This is a genomic window from Marvinbryantia sp. (assembly GCF_047017445.1).
Taxonomy (GTDB): Bacteria; Bacillota; Clostridia; order Lachnospirales; family Lachnospiraceae; genus Marvinbryantia.
The window spans coordinates 39,668-61,093 of sequence record NZ_JBKXTT010000017.1 but is presented as its reverse complement, the minus strand read 5'-3'; the positions used below and the strand labels follow the sequence as shown (position 1 = coordinate 61,093).

Annotated in this window: 13 protein-coding genes; 10 read left to right on the top strand and 3 right to left on the bottom strand. The window is 50.6% G+C overall.

What is annotated here, in order from left to right:
* The first annotated feature begins 237 nt into the window (after positions 1 to 237).
* The 7 genes from ACLU9Q_RS16625 to srtB all read left to right on the top strand — a co-directional run bounded on the left by ACLU9Q_RS16625 (position 238) and on the right by srtB (position 11,596).
* On the top strand, positions 238 to 7,185 hold the full coding sequence (locus ACLU9Q_RS16625; RefSeq protein WP_412625659.1) for a hypothetical protein: 6,948 nt from the start codon (positions 238 to 240) through the stop codon (positions 7,183 to 7,185).
* 34 nt (positions 7,186 to 7,219) lie between these two features.
* Positions 7,220 to 7,747: a hypothetical protein gene (locus tag ACLU9Q_RS16620; RefSeq protein ID WP_296908258.1), complete on the top strand. Its 528-nt coding sequence runs from the start codon at positions 7,220 to 7,222 to the stop codon at positions 7,745 to 7,747.
* Positions 7,748 to 7,914: 167 nt separating this feature from the next.
* The gene (locus tag ACLU9Q_RS16615; protein ID WP_296908261.1) at positions 7,915 to 9,123 is read left to right on the top strand and encodes a hypothetical protein; all 1,209 of its coding nucleotides are present in this window, start codon (positions 7,915 to 7,917) and stop codon (positions 9,121 to 9,123) included.
* A 118-nt stretch (positions 9,124 to 9,241) separates the two neighbouring features.
* Positions 9,242 to 9,790, top strand: coding sequence for a hypothetical protein (locus ACLU9Q_RS16610; protein ID WP_296908263.1), 549 nt, complete (start codon positions 9,242 to 9,244; stop codon positions 9,788 to 9,790).
* A gap of 13 nt (positions 9,791 to 9,803) precedes the next feature.
* Positions 9,804 to 10,334: a hypothetical protein gene (locus tag ACLU9Q_RS16605; protein ID WP_296908265.1), complete on the top strand. Its 531-nt coding sequence runs from the start codon at positions 9,804 to 9,806 to the stop codon at positions 10,332 to 10,334.
* A 94-nt stretch (positions 10,335 to 10,428) separates the two neighbouring features.
* Complete coding sequence (locus ACLU9Q_RS16600) at positions 10,429 to 10,806, top strand: hypothetical protein (protein WP_296908267.1); 378 nt, start codon at positions 10,429 to 10,431, stop codon at positions 10,804 to 10,806.
* The gene (gene srtB / locus ACLU9Q_RS16595) at positions 10,787 to 11,596 is read left to right on the top strand and encodes a class B sortase (RefSeq protein ID WP_296908269.1); all 810 of its coding nucleotides are present in this window, start codon (positions 10,787 to 10,789) and stop codon (positions 11,594 to 11,596) included. The genes ACLU9Q_RS16600 and srtB overlap by 20 nt, the downstream gene beginning before the upstream one ends.
* A gap of 47 nt (positions 11,597 to 11,643) precedes the next feature.
* On the opposite strand, the gene ACLU9Q_RS16590 is transcribed toward srtB, so the two are convergent.
* Positions 11,644 to 12,372: a GTP pyrophosphokinase family protein gene (locus ACLU9Q_RS16590; protein WP_330592683.1), complete on the bottom strand. Its 729-nt coding sequence runs from the start codon at positions 12,370 to 12,372 to the stop codon at positions 11,644 to 11,646.
* A 174-nt stretch (positions 12,373 to 12,546) separates the two neighbouring features.
* Between ACLU9Q_RS16590 and ACLU9Q_RS16585 the strand changes: the two genes are divergently transcribed.
* A complete protein-coding gene (locus tag ACLU9Q_RS16585) occupies positions 12,547 to 14,019 on the top strand; it encodes a transposase (protein ID WP_412624679.1) in 1,473 nt (490 codons plus the stop codon).
* Positions 14,020 to 14,526: 507 nt separating this feature from the next.
* Here ACLU9Q_RS16585 and ACLU9Q_RS16580 read toward each other — a convergent pair.
* Together ACLU9Q_RS16580 and ACLU9Q_RS16575 are read right to left on the bottom strand one after the other, a co-directional pair.
* Complete coding sequence (locus ACLU9Q_RS16580; protein ID WP_296908271.1) at positions 14,527 to 15,597, bottom strand: sensor histidine kinase; 1,071 nt, start codon at positions 15,595 to 15,597, stop codon at positions 14,527 to 14,529.
* Positions 15,594 to 16,268, bottom strand: coding sequence for a response regulator transcription factor (locus ACLU9Q_RS16575; protein WP_296832569.1), 675 nt, complete (start codon positions 16,266 to 16,268; stop codon positions 15,594 to 15,596). The genes ACLU9Q_RS16580 and ACLU9Q_RS16575 overlap by 4 nt, the downstream gene beginning before the upstream one ends.
* Positions 16,269 to 16,492: 224 nt before the next feature.
* On the opposite strand from ACLU9Q_RS16575, the gene ACLU9Q_RS16570 reads away from it, so the two are divergent.
* Complete coding sequence (locus tag ACLU9Q_RS16570; protein ID WP_296832571.1) at positions 16,493 to 19,540, top strand: ATP-binding cassette domain-containing protein; 3,048 nt, start codon at positions 16,493 to 16,495, stop codon at positions 19,538 to 19,540.
* Between the two features lie 124 nt (positions 19,541 to 19,664).
* Entirely contained in the window at positions 19,665 to 21,425 is a 1,761-nt protein-coding gene (locus ACLU9Q_RS16565) for an ABC transporter ATP-binding protein (RefSeq protein WP_296832575.1), read from the top strand.
* Position 21,426 lies beyond the last annotated feature (1 nt).

Genomic DNA, 21,426 nt, shown 5'->3' with positions numbered 1-21,426 from the left:
TCGATACAATTTACATACTAGCTTCCCGTCCGCGTCTCGGTACAATTCGGGAAAGTAAGATGCCAGCAAGTTTTTTGCTGGTTTTTCTTTTATTGAGGCATCTTACTTTCCCTTAGAATTATAGAAGGCAATACGACGGCAGCGACTCATGGGGGACACGGAATCGCCGCGCTGAACGCCACTGTTACACTCCTTGGGACGGAAGAAGGCAAGTCAAAAACGCAGCCGCTGATCTATATGGGTACAGGCGGCAAGCTGATACTGGGCGGCGCTCTTGCGTCAACTGTAGAAGGAGAACCGCTGGAGATCTATCTGCGGGATACTGCTATCGGGCTTGCAGAGGAGCTTACAGAAACGACAAAATGCCTGCTGAGTCTGCACGGTGACTTCACCGGAAGGATCGTTGTGGAGTCCAATAAGGAAAAAACGGTGGAAGCGGGGCAGTATCTGGAGCAGTTTACACTGACGGAGGAAACAGCAAAGCTTGTTCCGGGACTTTCGGTAAAGGATAAGACGGAAGATCCTGAACAGCACATCTGGGCAGATGGCCTCCATGTCTATCTGGACGGGCAAAACGGCAGCGACGAGAACAGCGGCTCCAGTCCGGAGAATGCGGTGAAGACCTTTGCGGCGGCAAAAGAAAGGCTTGCAAAGAGCAGTCCGGGGGCAAATATTGTGATCTGCGGACGGGTAGACATAAGCAGCCAGGAAACATGGTCGCTGACGGATGCGGACGGAAACTTCACGAATTCGGAAGGAGAGACCTGGCAGCCTGTTATACAGCGATACCGGGAGTATTACGCTGATTATCTGGCAAATGTTTTAAATAACGGCGATCTGACCATGGAAAACCTGGTGCTGGACGGAAACAGCGACAGTGTCCTTGAGAGCACGAAGAAAGACCCCAGCGGGCTGATCTGCGGAGCTCAGGACAGTAAGATCGTCCTGGCTTCCGGAACAGTTCTGCGCAATCAGAAGGCACAAGACGCAGTCAAATTTGGTGGTGCATTGTATACGAATGGCGAGGCGGAAATCCAGAAGGGCGCGCTGATCACCGACTGCAGCAACAAGTCAGAACCGATTGTCTGGGTAGAAGGCACGACTGCGAAGGGCGGCAGTCTGACGCTTTGTGGCGAGATCAAAGACTGCACAGTGTCGTCGGAAGCGGTTGTGTATGTGGGCAAGGAAGATCCACGATACGGCAAAGCAATTAAGGGTTCAGCTCTTCAGATAGATGGCGCAAATATTCACGACTGTACGGCCAGCCGGATCGTATATGTAGGCGACACGTCTTGGCTTGCGGGTATGAAAGACACGATAATTGAAAAGAATGACTGCGGAAATATGGGAGAGGTCGTATACATCTACCTTAACGGAAACACCGACAAGCATGAGATGACGATACAGGACTCGACGATCCGCGATAATAGAGGAACGGGTGTTACGGCATATCTTTCGGATGCTGTGGGCAGACATACACTGACGCTGAACAAGGTTACCATAACCGGAAATGTAAATGAGCCTTACCAGAGTAACAGAATGTGCACAGGCGGCGGTGTCTATATCAGAGATGGCGGTACGGTAAATATAACAGACTGTACGATTGAGAATAATGAGGCCTACATAGGCGGCGGCATCTACGTAGGTTCGACGACAGCGCAGCTGAATATTTCCGGCGGCAGTATTTCGAACAACCGGAGCAAAAACGAGGGCGGCGGCATCTGCTTCCTGAGGATACCAGACGGATTCTCAACAACAAAGTATAGCGACATTTCGGCCAGCCTGAAGATCGAAAACGGAACAAAGATCTGCAATAATATCGCTATGTCGGACGGCGATGCAGACTACGGTTCTTTCTCCAGCAGTTATTATGCATACGGGGGCGGTATTCATGCCATTTGCCCGAATGTTACGATTGACAGCAGCGTAGAGATCAGCGGAAACTTTGCTGCAGTGGAGGGCGGCGGCGTCTACATTAATACATACAGATGCAGTTCGTCCGGCGAGGTGACGATTGACGCACAGATTACAAGCAATACGGCGAACAATGGAGCCGGCATTGCGGTAAACGGCTCGGAGGAGTGCAGGGTTTTGCTCAACGGTGCAGTGACCGGAAACAAGATCCGCGAGGATAAGAATACGCTTTCTTCCTGGACAAGAAAGCAGCAGTCAGCCGGCGTTTCTGTGAAGGGCGGTCCCGTGGAGTGCCGGGCCGACATTAAGGACAACGTGGGAGGCCGCGGCGTCTATGTGGGAGAAAACGGACATCTGACCTTTTCTGACGGCGAGATATCCGGCCATATGAACGGATTCAAAGGCGGAGAAGCAAAGGGAGGCACCGTGGTCGTTGAAACGAACGGCATCCTGAATGGCGCTCTTGTGATGAAAGGAGGCGCCGTGGGCGTAGACCGGGGCGGCACCTTTGAGATGACCGGTGGCAGGATTACCAGCAATGCAGTCAGCACAGAAGGCTGTGTAATAAAGGGCGGCGCTATTTGTGCCGGACAATTAGATAACAGCAGCTTCAACACGGATGAGGCGAGTGTGATCATAAGTGGCGGTGAGATCACCGGAAATGCGGTGGAAGCGGCGGAGACGGTAACGCAAATAAGCGGAGGCGCCATCTGTGCTGATCGATACAGTAATCTGACGGTATCCGGCGGCGCTATTTATGAGAATGCCCTGGGTAAAGCCGGACTTATACAGGGCGGCGGTATCTATGTATATGCCTACGAAGCTGATCTTACCATGACCGGCGGTAATATTTATCGAAACGCAGAGGGCGGGAAGATACAGGGCGGCGGCGTTCACCTGTATGGAAGCAGCAGCAGCTCATACGGCGTTTGTGCGATAACGGGCGGAACCATCCGGGAGAATGGACAGACAGGGCTTTATGAGACAGAGCAAAGCAAGATAGAGAACGGTATCTGTACGGTCAATGTAGGCGGCGGAGTTTATGTCGGCTACGGCGTAACGCTCACGATCGGCGGGGACGCCGTCATCAGCAGGAATACGGCGCAGGCCGGCGGCGGGATTTATGCAGATGTAAGAGGAACACTGACGATCGGCGGTAATGCTCTTATTACGGAGAACGAAGCGTATGAGGGAAACGGCGGCGGCGTCTTTACGCTGAAGCCGACAAATGTGAACGATAGCGCGGTCATCAGTGAAAACCGGGCGGCGAAAGACGGCGGCGGCATCTATTTTACGGATGATAATCGCAATTATACAGGTTCTTTGAGGACGACCTCCGGAGCCTGGGAATCTATCCTGAACGGCGGCTATCTCCTGTATAATACAGCCGGCGGAAACGGCGGAGCGCTGTATCTGAAAAATGATGCAGATAAAGAATCCCAAAAAGGTTCTCTGGTGTATCAAAACCAGTACGTTTCCGTACATAACGCTTATATAGAAGGAAACAAGGCGGTGTATGGACAGGGAATCTACTGCGATCAATTCCGCCATATCAGGCTGTACGGAAATCAGGCGGTGATCGAGGATGCGATTTATCTCCTGAGTACAGACTGTGAGATCGAGCTTGCAGCCACCTGCCAGAACAGCAACACGTATCTGGTGGAGGTAAATGATGATAAACCGGAAGGCTTACTCTACGCAAATCGTCTGTTTCGGGTCAACAGTACGGTAGTGACGCCAACGAAGGGGAGTATCGAGACTGCAACACCGGCGCTTCGATGGTTCACAGTAAAGAACGCATCCTATATCCTGATGGCAGGCAGCGACACCTGGAATGGTAAGGATATGGATATCGTACTGGGACGGTGTGTCTTTATCGACAGCGTAACGGGCTCGGATGATTTTGTGTTCAATAAAATGGGCGATCATACAGGCGTCAACCCCGACAAGGCGGTGAAAACATTTAAGGCTGCAAAACAATTACTGGGATCTGATCCGGGTGTGATCTACGTATCCGGTCCGGTCCAGGTAGAAGGCACGGAAACATGGGAGCTGTATTCGTCGAACCAGTCGATCCGCCGGTATACCGGTTTTGCTATCGGCGCCAAGGATGTGTATCCCGTATATGAGGGCAACCTGGTGGAAGTGAAAGAGGGCGGAAATCTGACGCTGAGCAGATATATAACGATCGACGGCGGCAGCGAGTACCTGGATCAGGCTGTTGAGGGATGCATCATAAAGGTAGAAGGTGGCGGTACGCTGACTGCAAACAGCAGTACGAATTTACAGAATAACACCACCACCGGCTGTGGCGGCGCGATGCGCATTGAAGATGGCGGAACGGCTGTACTGAATGGCAGTAAGATCACCAATACGGTGGCAGAACAGCAGGGCAACGCCATCTATCAGGACGGTAAGCTGGTTTTGACGGGAAGTCCCACCATTAATGGCGATATCTATCTCGGAGAGGTGCAGAAGGATGAAAACGGAGAACCGCTGGCGAAGCCGGAGGAGGACGTCATTCAGATAAAAACCTACTTTAGTCCGAAGAGTAAGATTGAAATTTCCCTGGGCGACGCCTACTATACGCGTCCGGTAGTCATTTACCAGGATGGTAAGGATGCGCCTGAGACAGACAAGGCGGGCAGCACCTTCGTGATGGCGGAAAATGTGGCGGCGATGTATGCGCTGGCAAACCGCAATGACCGTACCGAAGATGATGAAGATAAGGATACGCTGGAGCTTACACAGCCTCTGGTGGTCTATATCGACGGAGTAAACGGAAAGGATGACTGGGGATTCGGCGATGCGGCATATATGGACGGCGATACGCCGGATACGGCGGTTAAAACGCTGAAGCGCGCCTATCAGCTTTTGGCGGAGCGCGGAGCCGCCACGCTGTTCGTCGTAAATACGGTGACGATTGAGAGTGCCGATATCACGATCACAAGCAGAAGCTATACGGATACTGATGGGAACGTAATTACGATTCCGGAGGATAAGGTTCCGGGAGGCGTGGCTATCCGGCGGTATTCTCAGCCGTACGCATGGGAGGAGGTTACGAAGGAACTCAAAGACAAATATGGAGATACCTATCTGGGCGGTTACACGGCGATAAGTAACGTAAACGAGCTGTTTGTTGTGAAAGACGGCGGCGCTCTGACGGTCGGCGATAAGCTGACGGTAAACGGACACAGCCTGGCATTTCCGTCGGCGAATCCCAGATACAATGCGCCGGCAGTGAAGGGCGCAGCTCTGGTCCGGGTGGACGGCGGAAGCCTGACGCTGAAAGAGGATGCGCTTCTGACAAGAAACAGCAGTGTTGGAAACGGCGGCGCGGTGTATGTAAACGGCGGCGCGGTAACGATGTATGAGGCAAGCATTACAAATACCTCCGCTGTAAATGGCGGTGCGGTGTATGCAGGCACAGGAAGCGTCGTTATGCCGAAGGAGAATATTACCAGAAAATTCCAAAGCGTCCGGGCGGAAGAGAACGGCGGAGCTATCTATATTGCAGAAGGCGCCAGCGCTGAGCTGTACGCCGGAACGGAAATTTCCAATGCGTCCGCAAAGGAAGGAAGCGCAGTTTATCAGGGCGGCAGCTTCTCGGTGGAAGGCCAGATGAACGTGTCGGGTGAGGTTTACCTGAAAACGGATCATTATATCGACGTGAACAGCGGCGGTTTCCTAAATAATGGAAGCTGGATCATCGACCCGGAAAACCCGTACGAGGGAAGAGACATCGCGCTGTATGCGGATGGGATGGAAAAGCCGAACGATAAAGAGAAGGCAAAATTCCCGCTGGTGGACGAGGTGGCGCGCTTCTATTATCTCAATAATGAGGACGAAAGCCTTATAGAGAATGGCCCCAGAAGAGCAAATATGCTGGAGCTGCAGCTGCCGCATTTTGTTTATATCGACGGCGTGAACGGCAGCGACGAATACGATGATAAACGCACGGAGCTGACGATCGGCTCAACGCCGGAGACGGCGGTGAAGACGCTGAAAAAGGCGTATGAGCTGCTGAAGGAAAGAAATTGTCCGAGACTGTATGTGGTAGATACCGTAACAATCAACACGAGTATCCTCCTGTCAGAATTAAGGTACGCGGGAAGTGACGGAGCCGTAGAGCTTGACAAGGAAGCGGAGATCATGCGCTACAGCAAGCCTGATGCGGCAGCGGAGCTGACCGGTTTCAACCGGGAAAGCAATATAAACGCGCTGTTTAAGATCGCAGAAAACGGAAACCTGACACTGCGGTCCATGGTGATCGACGGACACAGCACCGGGCAGGGCGGAAATAAGAGGACGACGGCTCCGGCAGTGGAGGCGCAGGCGCCGCTGATCGAAAATGCCGGCACTCTGCGGATCGCGAGCGGAACGGTGCTGCGGAACAATAACAATGCAATGGAAAACGGCCGCGGCGGCGCGCTGTATGTAAACGGCGGAGAGACGATCGCATACGGAGGCACGATTGCCGGAACTGCAGCCAGTCTGGGAAGCGCTGTTTATCTGGACGGCGAACTGAAGATTTATAACAGTATGCAGCTTGGAGATCTGCAGGTTTACCTCCACAGCGACGATTATGATAAGCCGACAGGCAGCTATATCTACGTGGAGACGAATGAGCCGAACAGCGGCATGCCGATCACGGTGGATTTCCCCAACTATGTGGACTACCGTGTGATCGCAGAGTACAGCGATGATCTGAAACCGAACGCGGATAAGTACTCGGAGGATGTGGCCAAACGCGAGGCGGCAGGACTTCTGAAGGTAGTGGAGAAACAGCAGGTACTGCTGCGGAAATATCCGGACGAAGCAAAACAGATCAACGTTACCGTTCCGCTGTATGTCTGCATGTATGCTTACGGCGGAAACGGCAAGGTGGTGACTCCGACAGAGGAAGCTTACGCAATTACCAGCCGCTCAAACTGCCCGGTACAGATCACGTCTGTGCAGGCGACGGAAGCCATCTGGGATCTGAAGGAAAAAGCTGCGGAGCTGAAGGAAGCAGGAGAAATGTATCTTGCGCTGGACGGTCAGACGGTCACGGAGGAGAAAACAGACACCTCGAAAAATGACAGGTGGCTGATCCCGGCGGCGCCGCTCATCACGGAGGACGGCGATGGAGACGATGGCTCCGGGGCAAACAGAGAGCCGCAGAACCTGAGCATTCAGATAGACGCGGCGATCGCAGGCGGAAACGTCAATGAAGAGGGCGAAGCAAGAGTCTGCACGGTCACTTATACGGTGGCCGCTGCAGAAAACTGAGACGGCCGGGTCAGAGCGGCGGAGGACAACAGACATGAAGAAAATGAAAAAAAGCAGGGCGGCACTGATCGCCGTCGGGCTTTTGGTAATTGTTTTGATTGCCGGAGTGCTTGTGTGGTTTTTCATCTTCCGGCAGGATTACAACGACGACGACTTTTTTGATCCGATGGCGGTGACCGGTATCCTGCCGGGCATGTCGGAGGGGGAGATTCAGTCGGAGCTGGACCGCGTGGTGGAGGAAGGGATGCTGAACATTTCCATTGCTTCCGACATCAGCTTTGAAGACGGAAGGACGAACGGGCAGGCCAATATCTGGAACATAGAGGCCAACCGGTATATTTTCAAGGTGGCGATCGTACTGAATGATACCGGCGCGACGCTCTATGAGAGCGGCGGCATTCAGCCAGGTCAGTATATCCAGTATATCGATCTTAAGGAGGAGCTGCCGCAGGGAGAGCACAAAGCGACGGCAACCTTCACGGCATACACGACGGAAGAACACCAGATCGTAGGCAGCGCGGCCGCCGAGATCACACTGTACAGCAAAATGGCGGACGGGTGACGCCCGCCGGACAGAAACAAAAATGATCCGTAACGTTCAAACGAGTGCAGGCGGCCGCCGTCCTTTCACGACGGCGCAGCCAAAGCCTCTTTGAAAATACAGCTTTTCCGGGCAGGAGCCGGAACAGGCAGAAAAATAAGAACACAGGTTGGAAGGAGAGAATCATTATGAAAAGAAAATTTTTGGCACTTACCCTGGCGGTATCAATGATCGCAGGACTTGGCGCCAGTGCGATGGCGGCGGAGCATACGGGAGCCCATGGCACGAAAGATAGTGCAGCAGTCGGCGAGCAGAAAGTGATGGAGACAGAGGAAGACAATACCGTTAATTACAGGGGCAGCACACAATTCTACATCAACGTAGACAAGGATGGTACAGACGGTCCGATAGATATTCCGGATCCGGAGGACGTACCGGGCGCCGGCGGCATCTGCCACTATGAGATCGGATGGAAGATACAACGTGAAACGAATGTATCTGTAACGGTTCCGCTGTATGTTTGTATGTACGGCTACGGCGGCAACGGCAAGGTAGTCGCTCCGACCGGAAATGCATATCATATGGAAAATGAAAGCTACTATACGGATAAACGTACAGTAGATTACATTTATGCCTGCTATACGGTGCAGAACATTCTGAGCGAAGCACAGTGGAATGCAGCTGAATACGAAGGAAAAGCAGATACCTATGATGAATATATCGCGGGATTGAATGGTTTAGGCGGAGCGCTTGCAGCTCTTAAGGCGGAATCAAAGGAGACAAGCGGCGAGTACGGGTATATCAACAAGAAAGCGTCGGATGATGCGGACGATAATTATATGATTTACAGACTCTCTGACTGCGATCTTCATACTGATACGAAAACAGAAAAATGTGTTACGGACTATTTCTACAGAGATACTAAGAATCAGGTAGAGAGCGTAGAAGTGAACGGAGAAACAATTACGAAGGCTACAGTACAGTATGCGGACGGCGGTAAGGCAAACAATGCTCCGCTCCAGATCAACGTGCCGACGATTAAAGTAGAGGCGTATACCTGGGCTATCCAGCCGACTTCTGCTACAAAAGACCTGAAGGCCGGCGAGATCGCAATGACAGTGAACGGACTTGACCTGAACAAGGTATATACGTCCACCATGACATCGGTGTCCGCTGCAGGCGGCGTGGAAGAGCAGACGCTGGATATTAAGGATCTGAACTGGTTTATCGCGGCTCCAAAAGATGGTAATGCGGGAACATTAGATCTTCCGGTATATGCGGCGATCGCAGGAGGCAGCGTGAACGAGGAAGGCTGCGTTCCGGTAGTACGCGTAACCTATACGGTAGCTCCGGCTCTTGATCGTATGGAGACCGGAAATTATGTGACGGTTGAGTAGTCGCGAAGTGATTAAAATACCCTAAACGTGGCGGCGTATGATTTATGCCAGGGCTGGAAGAACTCCTGCGCTTCCAGCCACCGCATAAGCTATACAGATGGAAGAAGGAAAGAGACGGATGATGACAGAAATGAACAACGATCAGGACAAAAAAAGTAAAACGGGCGGCCGGAAGCTGACGGCGGTGCTTGTAATCGTAATCGTGGCGCTTGCGGCGGCGCTGATACTGGTCTGGATGAAGCTGCGGCCGCAGGAGGAGCCTGCGTATGAGCGGGAGGCAGCGGCGAAGCTGGGGCAGCTTGAGGGCAAGAGCGAGGAGGAGATACAGGCGGAGCTGGATCGCGTCGTGACGGAGGGAATGTTTCACATTGCGATCAATTCCGATCCGGTATTTGAGGATGGCGCTTCGGAGGGAAATCTGGAGATTGAAAATGTGCCTGCAAACCTGTATCTGATGCGGGTGGAGATCACGCGGCAGGATACGGGGGAGTTAATCTACTCCACAAAATATATTGAGCCGAATAACCATATCCAGAACGCGAGGCTGGATGTGGATCTGGAGGCTGGGGATTATCCGGCGAATGTAGTATTTTACGCCTACAGTATACAGACGCAGGAAGAGATCGGCAGCGCAGGCTGCGAGATCACCATTCATGTGAAGAATTAAGGAACCGGAAGGAATGAAACAGGGTATGCAGGGAAAAGACAAAAAACAGAAATTTTCGATCATCGTGATCATTGTCATGCTGCTGATCATTATCGCACTGCTCGTTCAGCATTATCTGTTGACGGGAAAGCCGGATGATCATCTGGAGGACGCCGTTAAGGCGAAGCTGGGGCAGCTTGAGGGCAAGAGCGAGGAGGAGATACAGGCAGAGCTGGACCGGGTGATCGAGGAGGGGATGTTCCATATTGCAATCAACACGAATCCCGTATTTGAAGACGGGAGCGCAGAGGGAAATCTCGAGATTGAGAATGTGCCGAACAACCGCTACGCTATGCTCGTGCGTATCGTGCGCAGCGACACAGGGGAGCAGATCTATGATTCCGGGCTGATCGATCCGAATTATCATATCCAGGAGGACTCGCTCAGCGTGGATCTGCCAGCCGGGGATTATCCGGCGGCGGCTACCTTCTACGCATACGATATGGAGACGGAGGAGGAGATCGGCAGTGCAGGCTGCGAGATCACGATCACCGTATTAAACTGAAACGCACAGACTATTGCGCGTCCGGCGCGCAGAAAGCGGGTATCCGCATGAGCCGGGCGCGCTTGCAGAAAAAGGATACAGGGGGTATGGGAAAATGAAAAAGAAAATGAAAAACAGAATATGCGGCTTAGCGGCGACAGCGTTTTGTCTGGCAGCTTCCTGCTGCGCTTTGCCGGTACTGGCATCCGGTGAGGTGCCGTCTTACGTTGAGATCCCGGAAAAAGGGTCCTACACGATCGGCGGAGAAAATAAGTCGGAGGATGTGGATGGCAGCGGACGGCTGTGGACAGACTTTTATCTGTATGTGGAAAACCCGGAGAAGGACAAAGTGGAAACTCCCGGAAAGCAAACTCCCGGAAAGCTTCCGAAGACCGGAGATTACGGGATGGATAAAAATGTGCTCCTTCTGGCGGCGCTGATTTTCGGCTCCGGCTATCTTGCATGTGAGTATTATGAGAAAAAGAAAGCATAGCCCTGTCCGCTTGCTGAAGCTTCTGCTTGCGTGCGGCTTCGTGCTGACAGTTGTCTGGGCGGCGCAGCTGTACCGTCAGGAATATCGGGAAGAGAAAAAGAACGCTTCGCTGTCAGAGATTCATGTGGATGCCGGAGCGGGGAGGGAACACGATCCTGTTTATACCGGCAGCAAAACGGATGGCGCGGCGCGGCAGATTTCTGCCGCCTACCGGGAGCTGTCCGGTCTGAATGAGGATTACCTGGGCTGGCTGAAGGTGTACGGCACGCAGATCGACCTGCCGGTGGTGCTCGGAGCGGATAATGAATACTATCTGAACCATGATTTTTACGGAGAAGAGAGCAGCTGCGGGACATTGTTTGCCGACTGTCTGACACAGCAGGAGGACGAAACGGGGATGGCGGATGGAAATCTGCTGATCTACGGGCATCATATGCGAAACGGTAGCATGTTCGGAGAACTGACTTCCTTTTGTGAGGAAGATTTTTTTAAAAAACACAGTCTGGTGCGCTGGGAGGGAAAATACGGCGTGCGCTATTACCGGATTTTTGCAGCGCTCGTAATTCCCGGTTATGAGGACGCGCCGGATTACTTTCCAATCCGGGAATACCTTGATAAGCCGGACGACGGAAAGCAGAGCAGGCTGCTAAAGGAGCTCCGGGAACGGGCTTTTATATGGCGTGAGACCTCCTTCCGGGAGGAGGAACGCTTTCTGTTTTTAATGACCTGCGATTACACGCGGGAGGATGGAAGGCTGCTGCTGTGCGCCCGCTGTATAGCGGGCGAGTAAAATTTTCACTGCGCGGTGCAGCTTTCTCCCATCCTGCTGGCGGAAAACTAACTGTTTTCTATGATATCCCGGATATTCTGCATTTTCAGATCAAGCTGCGCGCTCATCTGCGCGCATTCCGAAAGCTCTGCGGATGTAAGCGCAGTCAGCTCCTCGGAGAGATTTTTCTTATAACGGAGCTTGTGCTCCAGGTTTGCCCAGAACTCCATGGCGATCGTCCGGAGCTGCACCTCCACCTTCATCAGCCGTTTTTCGTTTTCAAGGAAAATGGGAATTTCAATGATGAGGTGGAGACTGCGGTAGCCGTTTTCCTTGGGGTGTGCAATATAGTCTTTTTTCTTGATCAGCCGGATGTCGTCCTGTTTGAGAAGGCAGTCCGCGAGCATATAGATATCGTCCACAAAGGAGCAGATGACCCGGATTCCGGCGATATCGTGTATCTCATCCAGTGAGGCAAGACAGAGGGGAAGATTTCGCCGGATCAGCTTTTCGCGGATGCTTTCCGGGGATTTTATCCTTGTCTTAATCGTCTCGATAGGGTTGCGCTCGTGGTTCACCGAAAAACGCTCGTTTAACACCTTAAATTTCGTTTCGACCTCTAATATCGCACACTGATAGCATGACATCAGAGACTTTACTTCTTCAAAGGTTTCTATTGCTTTTGACATAGAGCCTTCGTCAAACAGGCCGGAGAGCTGCTGCGCCATAGAAGAGGAGTCATTGCCCGGCTGAAGTATAGTTCCAACCATCGAAGTTGTTAATATTTTTGTATCCATACTGATTACCTCACTATTTATTTGATATATTAGGCGTTTGCGAAACGCCTAATGCCGCATAAATACGGCATTTTTTAACCACAAAAAACAAATAACCCCTCACCGGATATGGTATAATAGAGTTGACGAAAAACTATAAACCATGCATCCAAGAAAGGAGTTATTCTGACATCTATGATACCATATAAACAGCTTTCTTTGGCAGATTTTTTTTCGGATTGCCAAGATAAATTTGAAAATGACAAACCTGGGTTTCTGTCTCTATTAGAAAACCACATCGATATTGATGAGATCGTTCCGATTTCTTTTCGAAATCATTTCTATGCATCAACGGGCAGAACCCGTAAATACCCTTTAAGCGCTTTGCTATGGGCGTTGATTATTCAGCGTATTTTTTCTATTCCCACAGACCAGCTTCTTTTAACTTTTCTTGCTTATTCAAAACCACTGCGTGAATTTTGTGGTTTCACTAAAGTTCCAGATGCTTCTAAAATCACCCGCTTCAAACAGGACTTTATGGATGACCTTCAGCTTGTTTTTGATAACCTTGTTGAATTAACCGAACCAATCTGTCATGCTATTGATTCTTCAAAAGCTGATATGACCATCTTTGATTCTTCTGGCATTGAGGCTTTCGTTACTGAAAATAATCCGAAATACGCAAATCGTATTATCAGGCAACTCAAAGCTTATGCCAAAGCTAACAGCTTCGACAAGAGTTATGATCCTTATAAAGCAGCTTATGGTTCTATGCCAACACACGCATCCGCAAATCCAGAAATTAAACAGTTATACATTAATGGTCATTTTTGCTATGTCTTCAAGTTTGGCATTATTACCAATGGTCTTGGCATTATCCGGCATATATCTTTTTACAACAAAGACTTTATGACCTCACATCCTGAAATCGTTGTGGAAAAGAAATCTGATTCTCCTGATGAAGATAAGTGTGTTCATGATGCTAAATTACTCATTCCTACACTAAAAGATTTCTTTGCGAAGCATCCGCTTATGAATCCCAAAACATTTCTTGGTGATGCAGCATTTGACTCCTGCCAGCTTTATGGAGAACTGCTGACAGGCAATACCTTTGGCGAAAATAAACACTTTAAAAAAGCATACATTCCTCTGAATTCCAGATCCGGATTAAAAAATCCTGATTGTAAAGTGAATGAAAACGGCATCCCTTGCTGCCCTAATGATGATTCACTTCCAATGAAACACGAAGGCACATCTACAAGAAAAAATGGTTTAAAAAGATATAAGTTTATCTGTCCTAAGATAAAGTATGTTAAGGATGCATCAACCGGAAAATATCATAGACATTGTATCTGCGATAATCCCTGTACTACTTCTGAGTGTGGACGTATGATCTATGTTTATCCTGAAAAAGATCTTCGTGCCTATCCCGGAACCATTCGTGGAACCGAAGAATGGGATAACACTTACAAAATCAGAACCGCAGTAGAAAGAGATATCAATCACATAAAAGAGAATCTCTGTCTTGCAGGACGTCGTACTCAGAATGAGAAAACATTGCATGCAGACTTAATTCTTGCTGGAATCACCCAACTCATTACAGTTGTTCTTGCAGACAAAATCAAACATCATGAATACATACGAAGTCTGAAACCACTCATCGCTTAGGTCTTATTAACTTTATAAAGCCTGTAGCTTATTAAAGTGCGCCTAAAAACGGTAGTTATCCACTTCTCATCTTAGGATTCGTACTCTATACGAATTCTTCCTTGTTTGGATTCAAGATTGTGAACGAGCATTGCGAGTTTCGCAATTACCTATATTTGATATATTAAAAAATGGTTCCGTTCCTTTTTGAAACATATTGTATTATATTGACGCTGGAAAATCAATGCAAAAAGGAATATGCAGAAAGTCGGCTGAGATTATGTTATATGAATACATTTTCTGGGTGGACTTTTTGTTATTCCGCTGGAAGTGAAGGCAGAGGAAAACCTGAACGCTAAGAGCCTGAAGAATTTTGTGTCTGCAAGCAAACTTCCTTATGGGGTCAGGACGTCCATGTCTGACTATCGGGAACAAGAGAAATTAATCAATATACCGCTTTATGCAATTTCATCACTTTGGGCTGTCTGTGACAGGCGCTGAGACAAAAAGAGATTTTTGAAAATCCCCTCACGGTTCGCTCTGCTGCTTCGGCAGACGGACCGTGAAGGTGGTTCTTCCGTTCTCACTTCTGACTGAAATTTCCCCGCTGTGCAGCTCCACCACTTTTTTCACAATCGCAAGACCGATACCGTTCCCCTCCGAGGAGTGCGATTCGTCCGCCTGATAAAATTTGTTGAAGATCCGGTTGAGGCTTTCCTCCGGGATTTCTGTGCCGCGGTTGGAGACCGAGACAAAAAGGTCATCTGCTTTTTCTGTGATGTGAAAGGAAATCAGATTGCCCGGCTCTGAAAACTTCACGGCATTATCAATGAGATTTACCCATATTTGTTTTAAAAGCTCTTCGTTCGCTTCTATCGTATATTCCTGGAAATCGAGGTCCGGTTCAAGATCCTTTGCCGTCCATTTTTCTGCGAGCAGAAGAACGGTCGAGCGTATCTGCTCCGATAAATTATAAGATGTAACATTTGTAAGGATCGTCTGGTTTTCCACTTTTGTCAGATTTAACATATTGGTCGCCATTTCGGAAAGGCGCAGCGCCTCCTCCTCGATGACGGCGAGATACTCCTCTTTTTGCGCCTCCGAAAGATTTCCGCGCCTCAGAAGCTTTGCAAAACCGGCGATGGAGACGATCGGCGTCTTAAATTCATGCGAAAAATTGTTGATAAAATCGCCGCGCAGCATTTCGGTGTGCTCCAACTCCTCCGCCGCCGAATTAAAGCTCTTTTCAATCTCCCGGAAAACAAAATGCCTGGATATGGGGCGTGAAAAATGAATCCGGGTGTGGAAATCTCCGCTTGCCAGCCGGTTGAGCTGATTGATGAGCTGATAAAACGGACGCAGGGAAATCCTTCCGGTCAGCAGGGTAAACAGGACGCCAATAAGGGTGCTGGTTATCGGAAGCAGCAGGAACATAGTGCCGGCTTCCGGGCGTCCGCCGACGGTTTTGATGATGCCGAGCCGAATCATGACGTACACGAGCAGACCGGCAAGGAATCCGGCGACGGCTATAATGATAAATACAAACAGGGAGACCAGTACAGTGAGAGCAAGGCGCCTTCTGCGCTCTTCTTTTTTCATACCTTTTTCACCGCCTTATATCCAAGACCGCGCACGGACTTTATTTCAAATTCTTCCCATCCCTCAAAACGCCGGCGGAGCCTGCCGACATGGACGGTCACCGTCTCCCAGCCCGTCTCACTGTCCGATCCCCATATTTCGTCCATGAGCTGAATGCGCGTGAAAATCTGTCCCGGATAGGAGAGCAGCTTGTACAGCAGCAGAAATTCCTTCTGGGGAAGCACCTGCGTTTCGCCTTTTCTGGACACCGTAAAAGAATTGTAATCCAGCGTCACGTCGCCGATCACAATTTTCTGCTCGCTGACGATCTGTGCCCGGCGCAGCAGCGCTTTGATGCGCAGCAGCATTTTTTCCTCGTCGATGGGTTTGGTGATATAGTCGTCGGTTCCCACAAGAAAGCCCTGCTTTTCATCTGCAGCATCCTGCTTTGCCGTTACCATAAGGATGGGGAGCGCATCGTTCGTCTCCCGGATAGTCTTTGTAAATTCGTAGCCGTCCATCTTAGGCATCATAATATCCAGCACAACAAGATCAATATGTTCTCTGTCCAGCACGTCGAGCGCCTCTTCGCCGTTATTTGCGGTCGTTACCGTGTATCCCGCTTCTTCCAGAATCGCCCGCAGCAGCATCCGGGTGTGCTTATCATCATCAACCACAAGAATATGAAACATGGATATCCTCCTAAATAATTTCCGTTTTTTTTATATTTATTTTAGACCTTTTACGGCAGAATCGCAACCGGAGTTTCGTTTCAGTTTAGAAAAGTGGATTAAAACAGATATTGTTCAAATGGTTTACAGCAATCTCCGCAAATCTATTTAAAATCTGATTCGCGGATGGGATTTGACCACACATTTTAATAAGTAAATTATCCACAGGGAAAGGAGAAGCATATATGCTGGAGCTTAAAAACATAAAGAAAGATTATCCGGCGGGCAACGAAACGGTCCATGCGCTGAAGGGAATCAGCCTGCAGTTCCGGGAAAACGAATTTGTCTCAATTCTGGGTCCCTCCGGATGCGGCAAAACCACGATGCTGAATATCATCGGCGGACTGGATAAGTACACAGACGGCGACCTCATCATTAACGGGAGGTCTACAAAGAGCTATAAGGACCGCGACTGGGATACCTACCGGAACCATTCCATCGGCTTTGTATTCCAGAGCTACAATCTGATTCCGCACCAGACGGTGCTGCAGAACGTGGAGCTGGCGCTGACGCTTTCCGGCGTGTCGAAATCCGAGCGCAGGGAGCGTGCGAAAAAGGCGCTGGAGGAGGTCGGACTGGGAAACCAGCTCCGCAAAAAGCCCTCCGAGATGTCCGGCGGTCAGATGCAGCGTGTGGCAATCGCCCGTGCGCTGGTAAACAATCCCGACATCATTCTGGCGGATGAGCCGACCGGTGCGCTGGATACGGAAACGAGCGTGCAGGTCATGGAGATTCTGAAAAAGGTAGCGTCCGACCGCCTGGTCATCATGGTCACACATAATCCCGAGCTTGCCGAGCGCTATTCCACCAGAATCATCCGTATGCTGGACGGAAATATTACCGACGATTCCGCGCCGCTGACGAAGGAAGAGGTTGCCGCGGAGATGAAAAAGCAGGCGGAAAAAACGGAAGCCGGAAAACTGAAAAAGCACAAAAAGCCGTCCATGTCGATGAGGACTGCGTTCGGGCTTTCACTGAAAAATCTTTTCACGAAAAAGGGGCGTACCATGCTGACCTCTTTTGCGGGCAGCATCGGTATCATCGGAATTGCCCTGATTTATGCTGTATCGCAGGGCATGACGACGTACATCGATGCTTTGCAGGAAGATACGCTTTCCTCCTACCCGCTGACGATCGAGGCGCAGCATCTGGATACCGGCAGCCTGCTGGAAACCTTTATAGGAAGCGCAACTTCCGGAGGCGAGCACGAAAACGACGCTGTCTATGAGAAGGGTATGCTCTACAAAATGATAAATTCCCTAAACACGATGGAGACAGATGAAAACGATCTGAAGGCTTTCAAAGAGTACATCGAGACGGAACGCGCGAAGGGAGACGACGGCAGCGGGGATGGCGAAACCAGCCTGGCGGAGGCTTTGAGCGGCGTACAGTACACATATGATATGGATATGCAGATTTACACTGAGAGCGTGGACGGCACGATTATCCAGTCGGATACGCAGGAGCTTCTGCAGGAACTGATGCTGGAATACTTCGGGCTGGATATGTCGTCTATGACGAGCCTTGGCGATTCCTACGGAATGTCTGATATGATGGAATCTATGTCCGGCATGTCAGGTATGTCCGGTACCTCCGCTGTTTTGTGGCAGGAAATGCTGCCGGGCAACGACGGCGAGCTGATAAGCCCGCTGCTGGAAAAGCAGTACGACGTGATTTACGGCTCCTGGCCGTCGGCGTACAACGAGGTCGTCCTGGTGGTGGATGAAAATAATGAGATTGACGATATGACGCTTTATGCGCTGGGGCTGAAGTCGAAGGATGAAATTGACGAGCTGGCGCAGGCGGCAATTGACCAGACCGGGATAGCGGAACCGGAGGAAAAATGGACCTACGAGGATATCTGTAATATGGAATTCCGCACCATTTTTGCATCCGACTGCTACACCTACGACGAGCAGACCGGGCTTTACACCGACCTGCGGGACAGCCAGGCAGGCATGAAGTATCTCTACGACAACGGCGTGCCGCTGAAGGTATCCGGTATTATCCGCCCGAATGAGGATTCTGTTTCCAGTATGCTGAGCGGAACCATTGGTTATACCAGCGCACTGACAGAATATGTGATTGAAAATTCCAAAGGTTCTGAGGCGGTCAATGCGCAGCTTGCAGACCCGTCCACCGACATCTTCACCGGGCTTCCGTTCAGCGAGAACACCGGAAACCTTACAGATGAGGAGAAGGCGCAGGAATTTGAGGATTATATCGCGCAGCTCGGCGAGGAAGAAAAAGCCGGCGCGTATGTGGAAATGATGAGCATCCCGTCTGAGGAAGAGCTGAATGACATGGTCGGGCAGGCTGTCGGTTCAAAAACACGGGCGGATATAGAAAGTGATATGACGCAGGCGCTTGTCCAGCAGATGGGCATGGCGGAAAGCGAGGTGGCGGACTATCTCGCGGAGATGTCTGACGAGGATCTTAACGACCTCTACACGCAGATGGTGGAGGAACAGGTAAAGGCACAGTACGCGCAGCAGGTGTCCGAAGAGCTTGGCAGTATGGACACGGCGCAGCTTGCGGCAGCGCTGGAGGCGGCTATGCCGGAGTATTCCACGGAGCAGCTTGCCGTATATCACGACGAGATACTGGAATTTTCCGATTCTTCTTATGAGAACAACCTGCGCGAGCTGGGTGTCGTCGATATTGACAGCCCGTCGTCCATCAACCTCTATGCGTCGACCTTTGAAAACAAAGACGTGATCGAGGAGGCGATTGACGCTTACAACGAAGGCGCCGACGAGCTGGAGCAGATTACGTACACGGATTACGTTGGTCTGATGATGTCCTCCGTGACGGCGATTATCAACGCGATTACCTATGTACTGATTGCATTTGTGGCAATATCACTGATTGTTTCTTCGATTATGATTGGTGTGATCACGCTGATTTCTGTACAGGAAAGAACGAAGGAAATCGGTATCCTGCGCGCGATTGGCGCTTCGAAGAAGAATGTGTCTCATATGTTTAATGCGGAAACTGTTATTATCGGCTTTGCGTCCGGCACACTGGGCGTGATTATAACCGACTTGCTGTGTATCCCGATAAATGAGCTTCTGCATCATTTGACAGGCATCAATAACCTGAACGCGTATCTGCCGTGGCAGGCGGCTCTGATACTGATCGGCATCAGCGTTCTGCTGACACTGATTTCCGGTATCATCCCGTCCAGAAGCGCGGCGAAGAAGGATCCGGTGGTGGCTCTCCGCAGCGAGTAAAACGGATTTTGAACAGATTTTTGCAGATAACAGGGCAGCCTGGCTGAACTGTTACGGTTCCTGGGCAGGCTTTCGCGCAGAAAGCCTGTCTGGAATGCTATAAAATAAAAAGGGAGGATAAAGCATGCTGAAACTTTTTAAAAAGATGCACAGCAGGGAGTGGAAAATGGCAGGAATCTGCGCTCTGCTGATTATTGGACAGATTTATTTTGAACTGCGCCTGCCGGATTATATGAGTAATCTGACGGTGCTGATCGAAACGCCGGGCAGCAGCATGAGTGAGGTTTACCGCACGGGCGCGGAAATGCTTGCCTGTACGCTCGCGAGTGCGGCGCTGAGTATCCTGTGCGGGTATCTGGTCGCCCGGATCGCCGGCGGCTTCAGCTATACCATCCGCGAGCTTGTATTTAAAAAAGTGGCGGATTTCGGGCAGAAGGAAATGCACACATTTTCTGTGCCCAGTCTGATTAACCGTACCACAAACGACATCACACAGATACAGATGTTCGTGGCGATGGGACTGCAGATTATGGTAAAATCGCCGGTTATGGCGGTGTGGGCTGTTCTGAAGATTGTAAACAAGAGCTGGACGCTTTCGGCGATCACAGCCGGTTTCGTGGTGGCGCTGCTGCTCGTCATGGTACTTATTATTGTGATTATTCTGCCGCGTGTGAGACGGGTGCAGAGGATGCTCGATGACATCAACCTGGTATCGCGGGAAAACTTAAACGGTATCAGCGTGGTACACGCCTACAACGCCGAGGATTATCAGGCGGAGAAGTTTGAAAAGGCGAATGACGCGCTTACCAGAACACAGCTTTTCAACCAGAGAGCGCTGGCGTTTCTGCTGCCGGTGGTATCCTTTGCAATGAGTGCACTTTCTCTGATCATCTACTGGGTAGGCGCGGCGATTATCAACGACGTCCCGCTGACGGATATGACAGGAAGAATCGCGCAGTTCGGCGATATCGTAGTATTCGGGACATACGCGACTTATGTGATTATGTCCATCATGATGATGGTCATGATCATTATGCTGCTGCCGTCCGCACAGGTTTCCGCAGGGCGTATTAATGAGGTGCTTGACACGGAAATAGAGCTTTGCGAGGGCGACCGGACCGAAGCAAAAGAAACGGGAACGGTGGAGTTCCGGAATGTATCGTTCCAGTATCCGTCTGCCGGAAAAAATGCACTGGAAAATATTAGCTTTAAGGTAAATAAGGGCGAGACCATTGCCTTTATCGGAGCGACCGGAAGCGGCAAGACCACACTGGTCAGTCTGGCGGCGAGATTCTATGACGCCACGGAAGGGCAGGTGCTGATAGACGGCGAGGATGTGCGGTCCTATTCCTTTGACGCGCTGTATGACCGCATCGGTTATGTGACGCAGAAGGCGGTACTTTTTGCCGGAGATATCAAAAACAATGTGTTGTTTGGCGAGAGCGGCGCGCCGCAGACGGATGAAAATGTGCGGGAGTCGCTGGATATCGCGCAGGCGACGGAGTTTGTCGATAAGCTTCCAAAAGGCACGGAAAGCCCCATTGTCCAGGGCGGAACAAATGTATCCGGCGGACAGAAGCAGAGGCTTTCTATTGCCAGAGCGCTGGCGCGAAAGCCGGAGATCCTGATATTTGATGATTCCTTCTCTGCGCTGGATTACCGGACTGATGCAAAGCTCAGGAAGGCTCTGAACAGTAAGCTGAAGGGAACCACCTGCATGATTGTTGCGCAGCGTATCGGAACCATCCGTAATGCGGATAAGATTGTCGTACTGGAGGACGGGAAGGCGGCAGGCATCGGAACCCATGAGGAACTGATGAAGAACTGCAAGGTGTACCAGGAAATTGCAATGTCCCAGCTCTCGAAGGAAGAGCTCGGAGCGTAAG

Coding starts and splice junctions, on each gene's coding strand:
- ACLU9Q_RS16625 (WP_412625659.1), top strand. CDS start 238: ATGGGTACAGGCGGCAAGCTGATACTGGGCGGCGCTCTTGCGTCAACT.
- ACLU9Q_RS16620 (WP_296908258.1), top strand. CDS start 7,220: ATGAAGAAAATGAAAAAAAGCAGGGCGGCACTGATCGCCGTCGGGCTT.
- ACLU9Q_RS16615 (WP_296908261.1), top strand. CDS start 7,915: ATGAAAAGAAAATTTTTGGCACTTACCCTGGCGGTATCAATGATCGCA.
- ACLU9Q_RS16610 (WP_296908263.1), top strand. CDS start 9,242: ATGATGACAGAAATGAACAACGATCAGGACAAAAAAAGTAAAACGGGC.
- ACLU9Q_RS16605 (WP_296908265.1), top strand. CDS start 9,804: ATGAAACAGGGTATGCAGGGAAAAGACAAAAAACAGAAATTTTCGATC.
- ACLU9Q_RS16600 (WP_296908267.1), top strand. CDS start 10,429: ATGAAAAAGAAAATGAAAAACAGAATATGCGGCTTAGCGGCGACAGCG.
- srtB (WP_296908269.1), top strand. CDS start 10,787: ATGAGAAAAAGAAAGCATAGCCCTGTCCGCTTGCTGAAGCTTCTGCTT.
- ACLU9Q_RS16590 (WP_330592683.1), bottom strand. CDS start 12,372: ATGGATACAAAAATATTAACAACTTCGATGGTTGGAACTATACTTCAG.
- ACLU9Q_RS16585 (WP_412624679.1), top strand. CDS start 12,547: ATGATACCATATAAACAGCTTTCTTTGGCAGATTTTTTTTCGGATTGC.
- ACLU9Q_RS16580 (WP_296908271.1), bottom strand. CDS start 15,597: ATGAAAAAAGAAGAGCGCAGAAGGCGCCTTGCTCTCACTGTACTGGTC.
- ACLU9Q_RS16575 (WP_296832569.1), bottom strand. CDS start 16,268: ATGTTTCATATTCTTGTGGTTGATGATGATAAGCACACCCGGATGCTG.
- ACLU9Q_RS16570 (WP_296832571.1), top strand. CDS start 16,493: ATGCTGGAGCTTAAAAACATAAAGAAAGATTATCCGGCGGGCAACGAA.
- ACLU9Q_RS16565 (WP_296832575.1), top strand. CDS start 19,665: ATGCTGAAACTTTTTAAAAAGATGCACAGCAGGGAGTGGAAAATGGCA.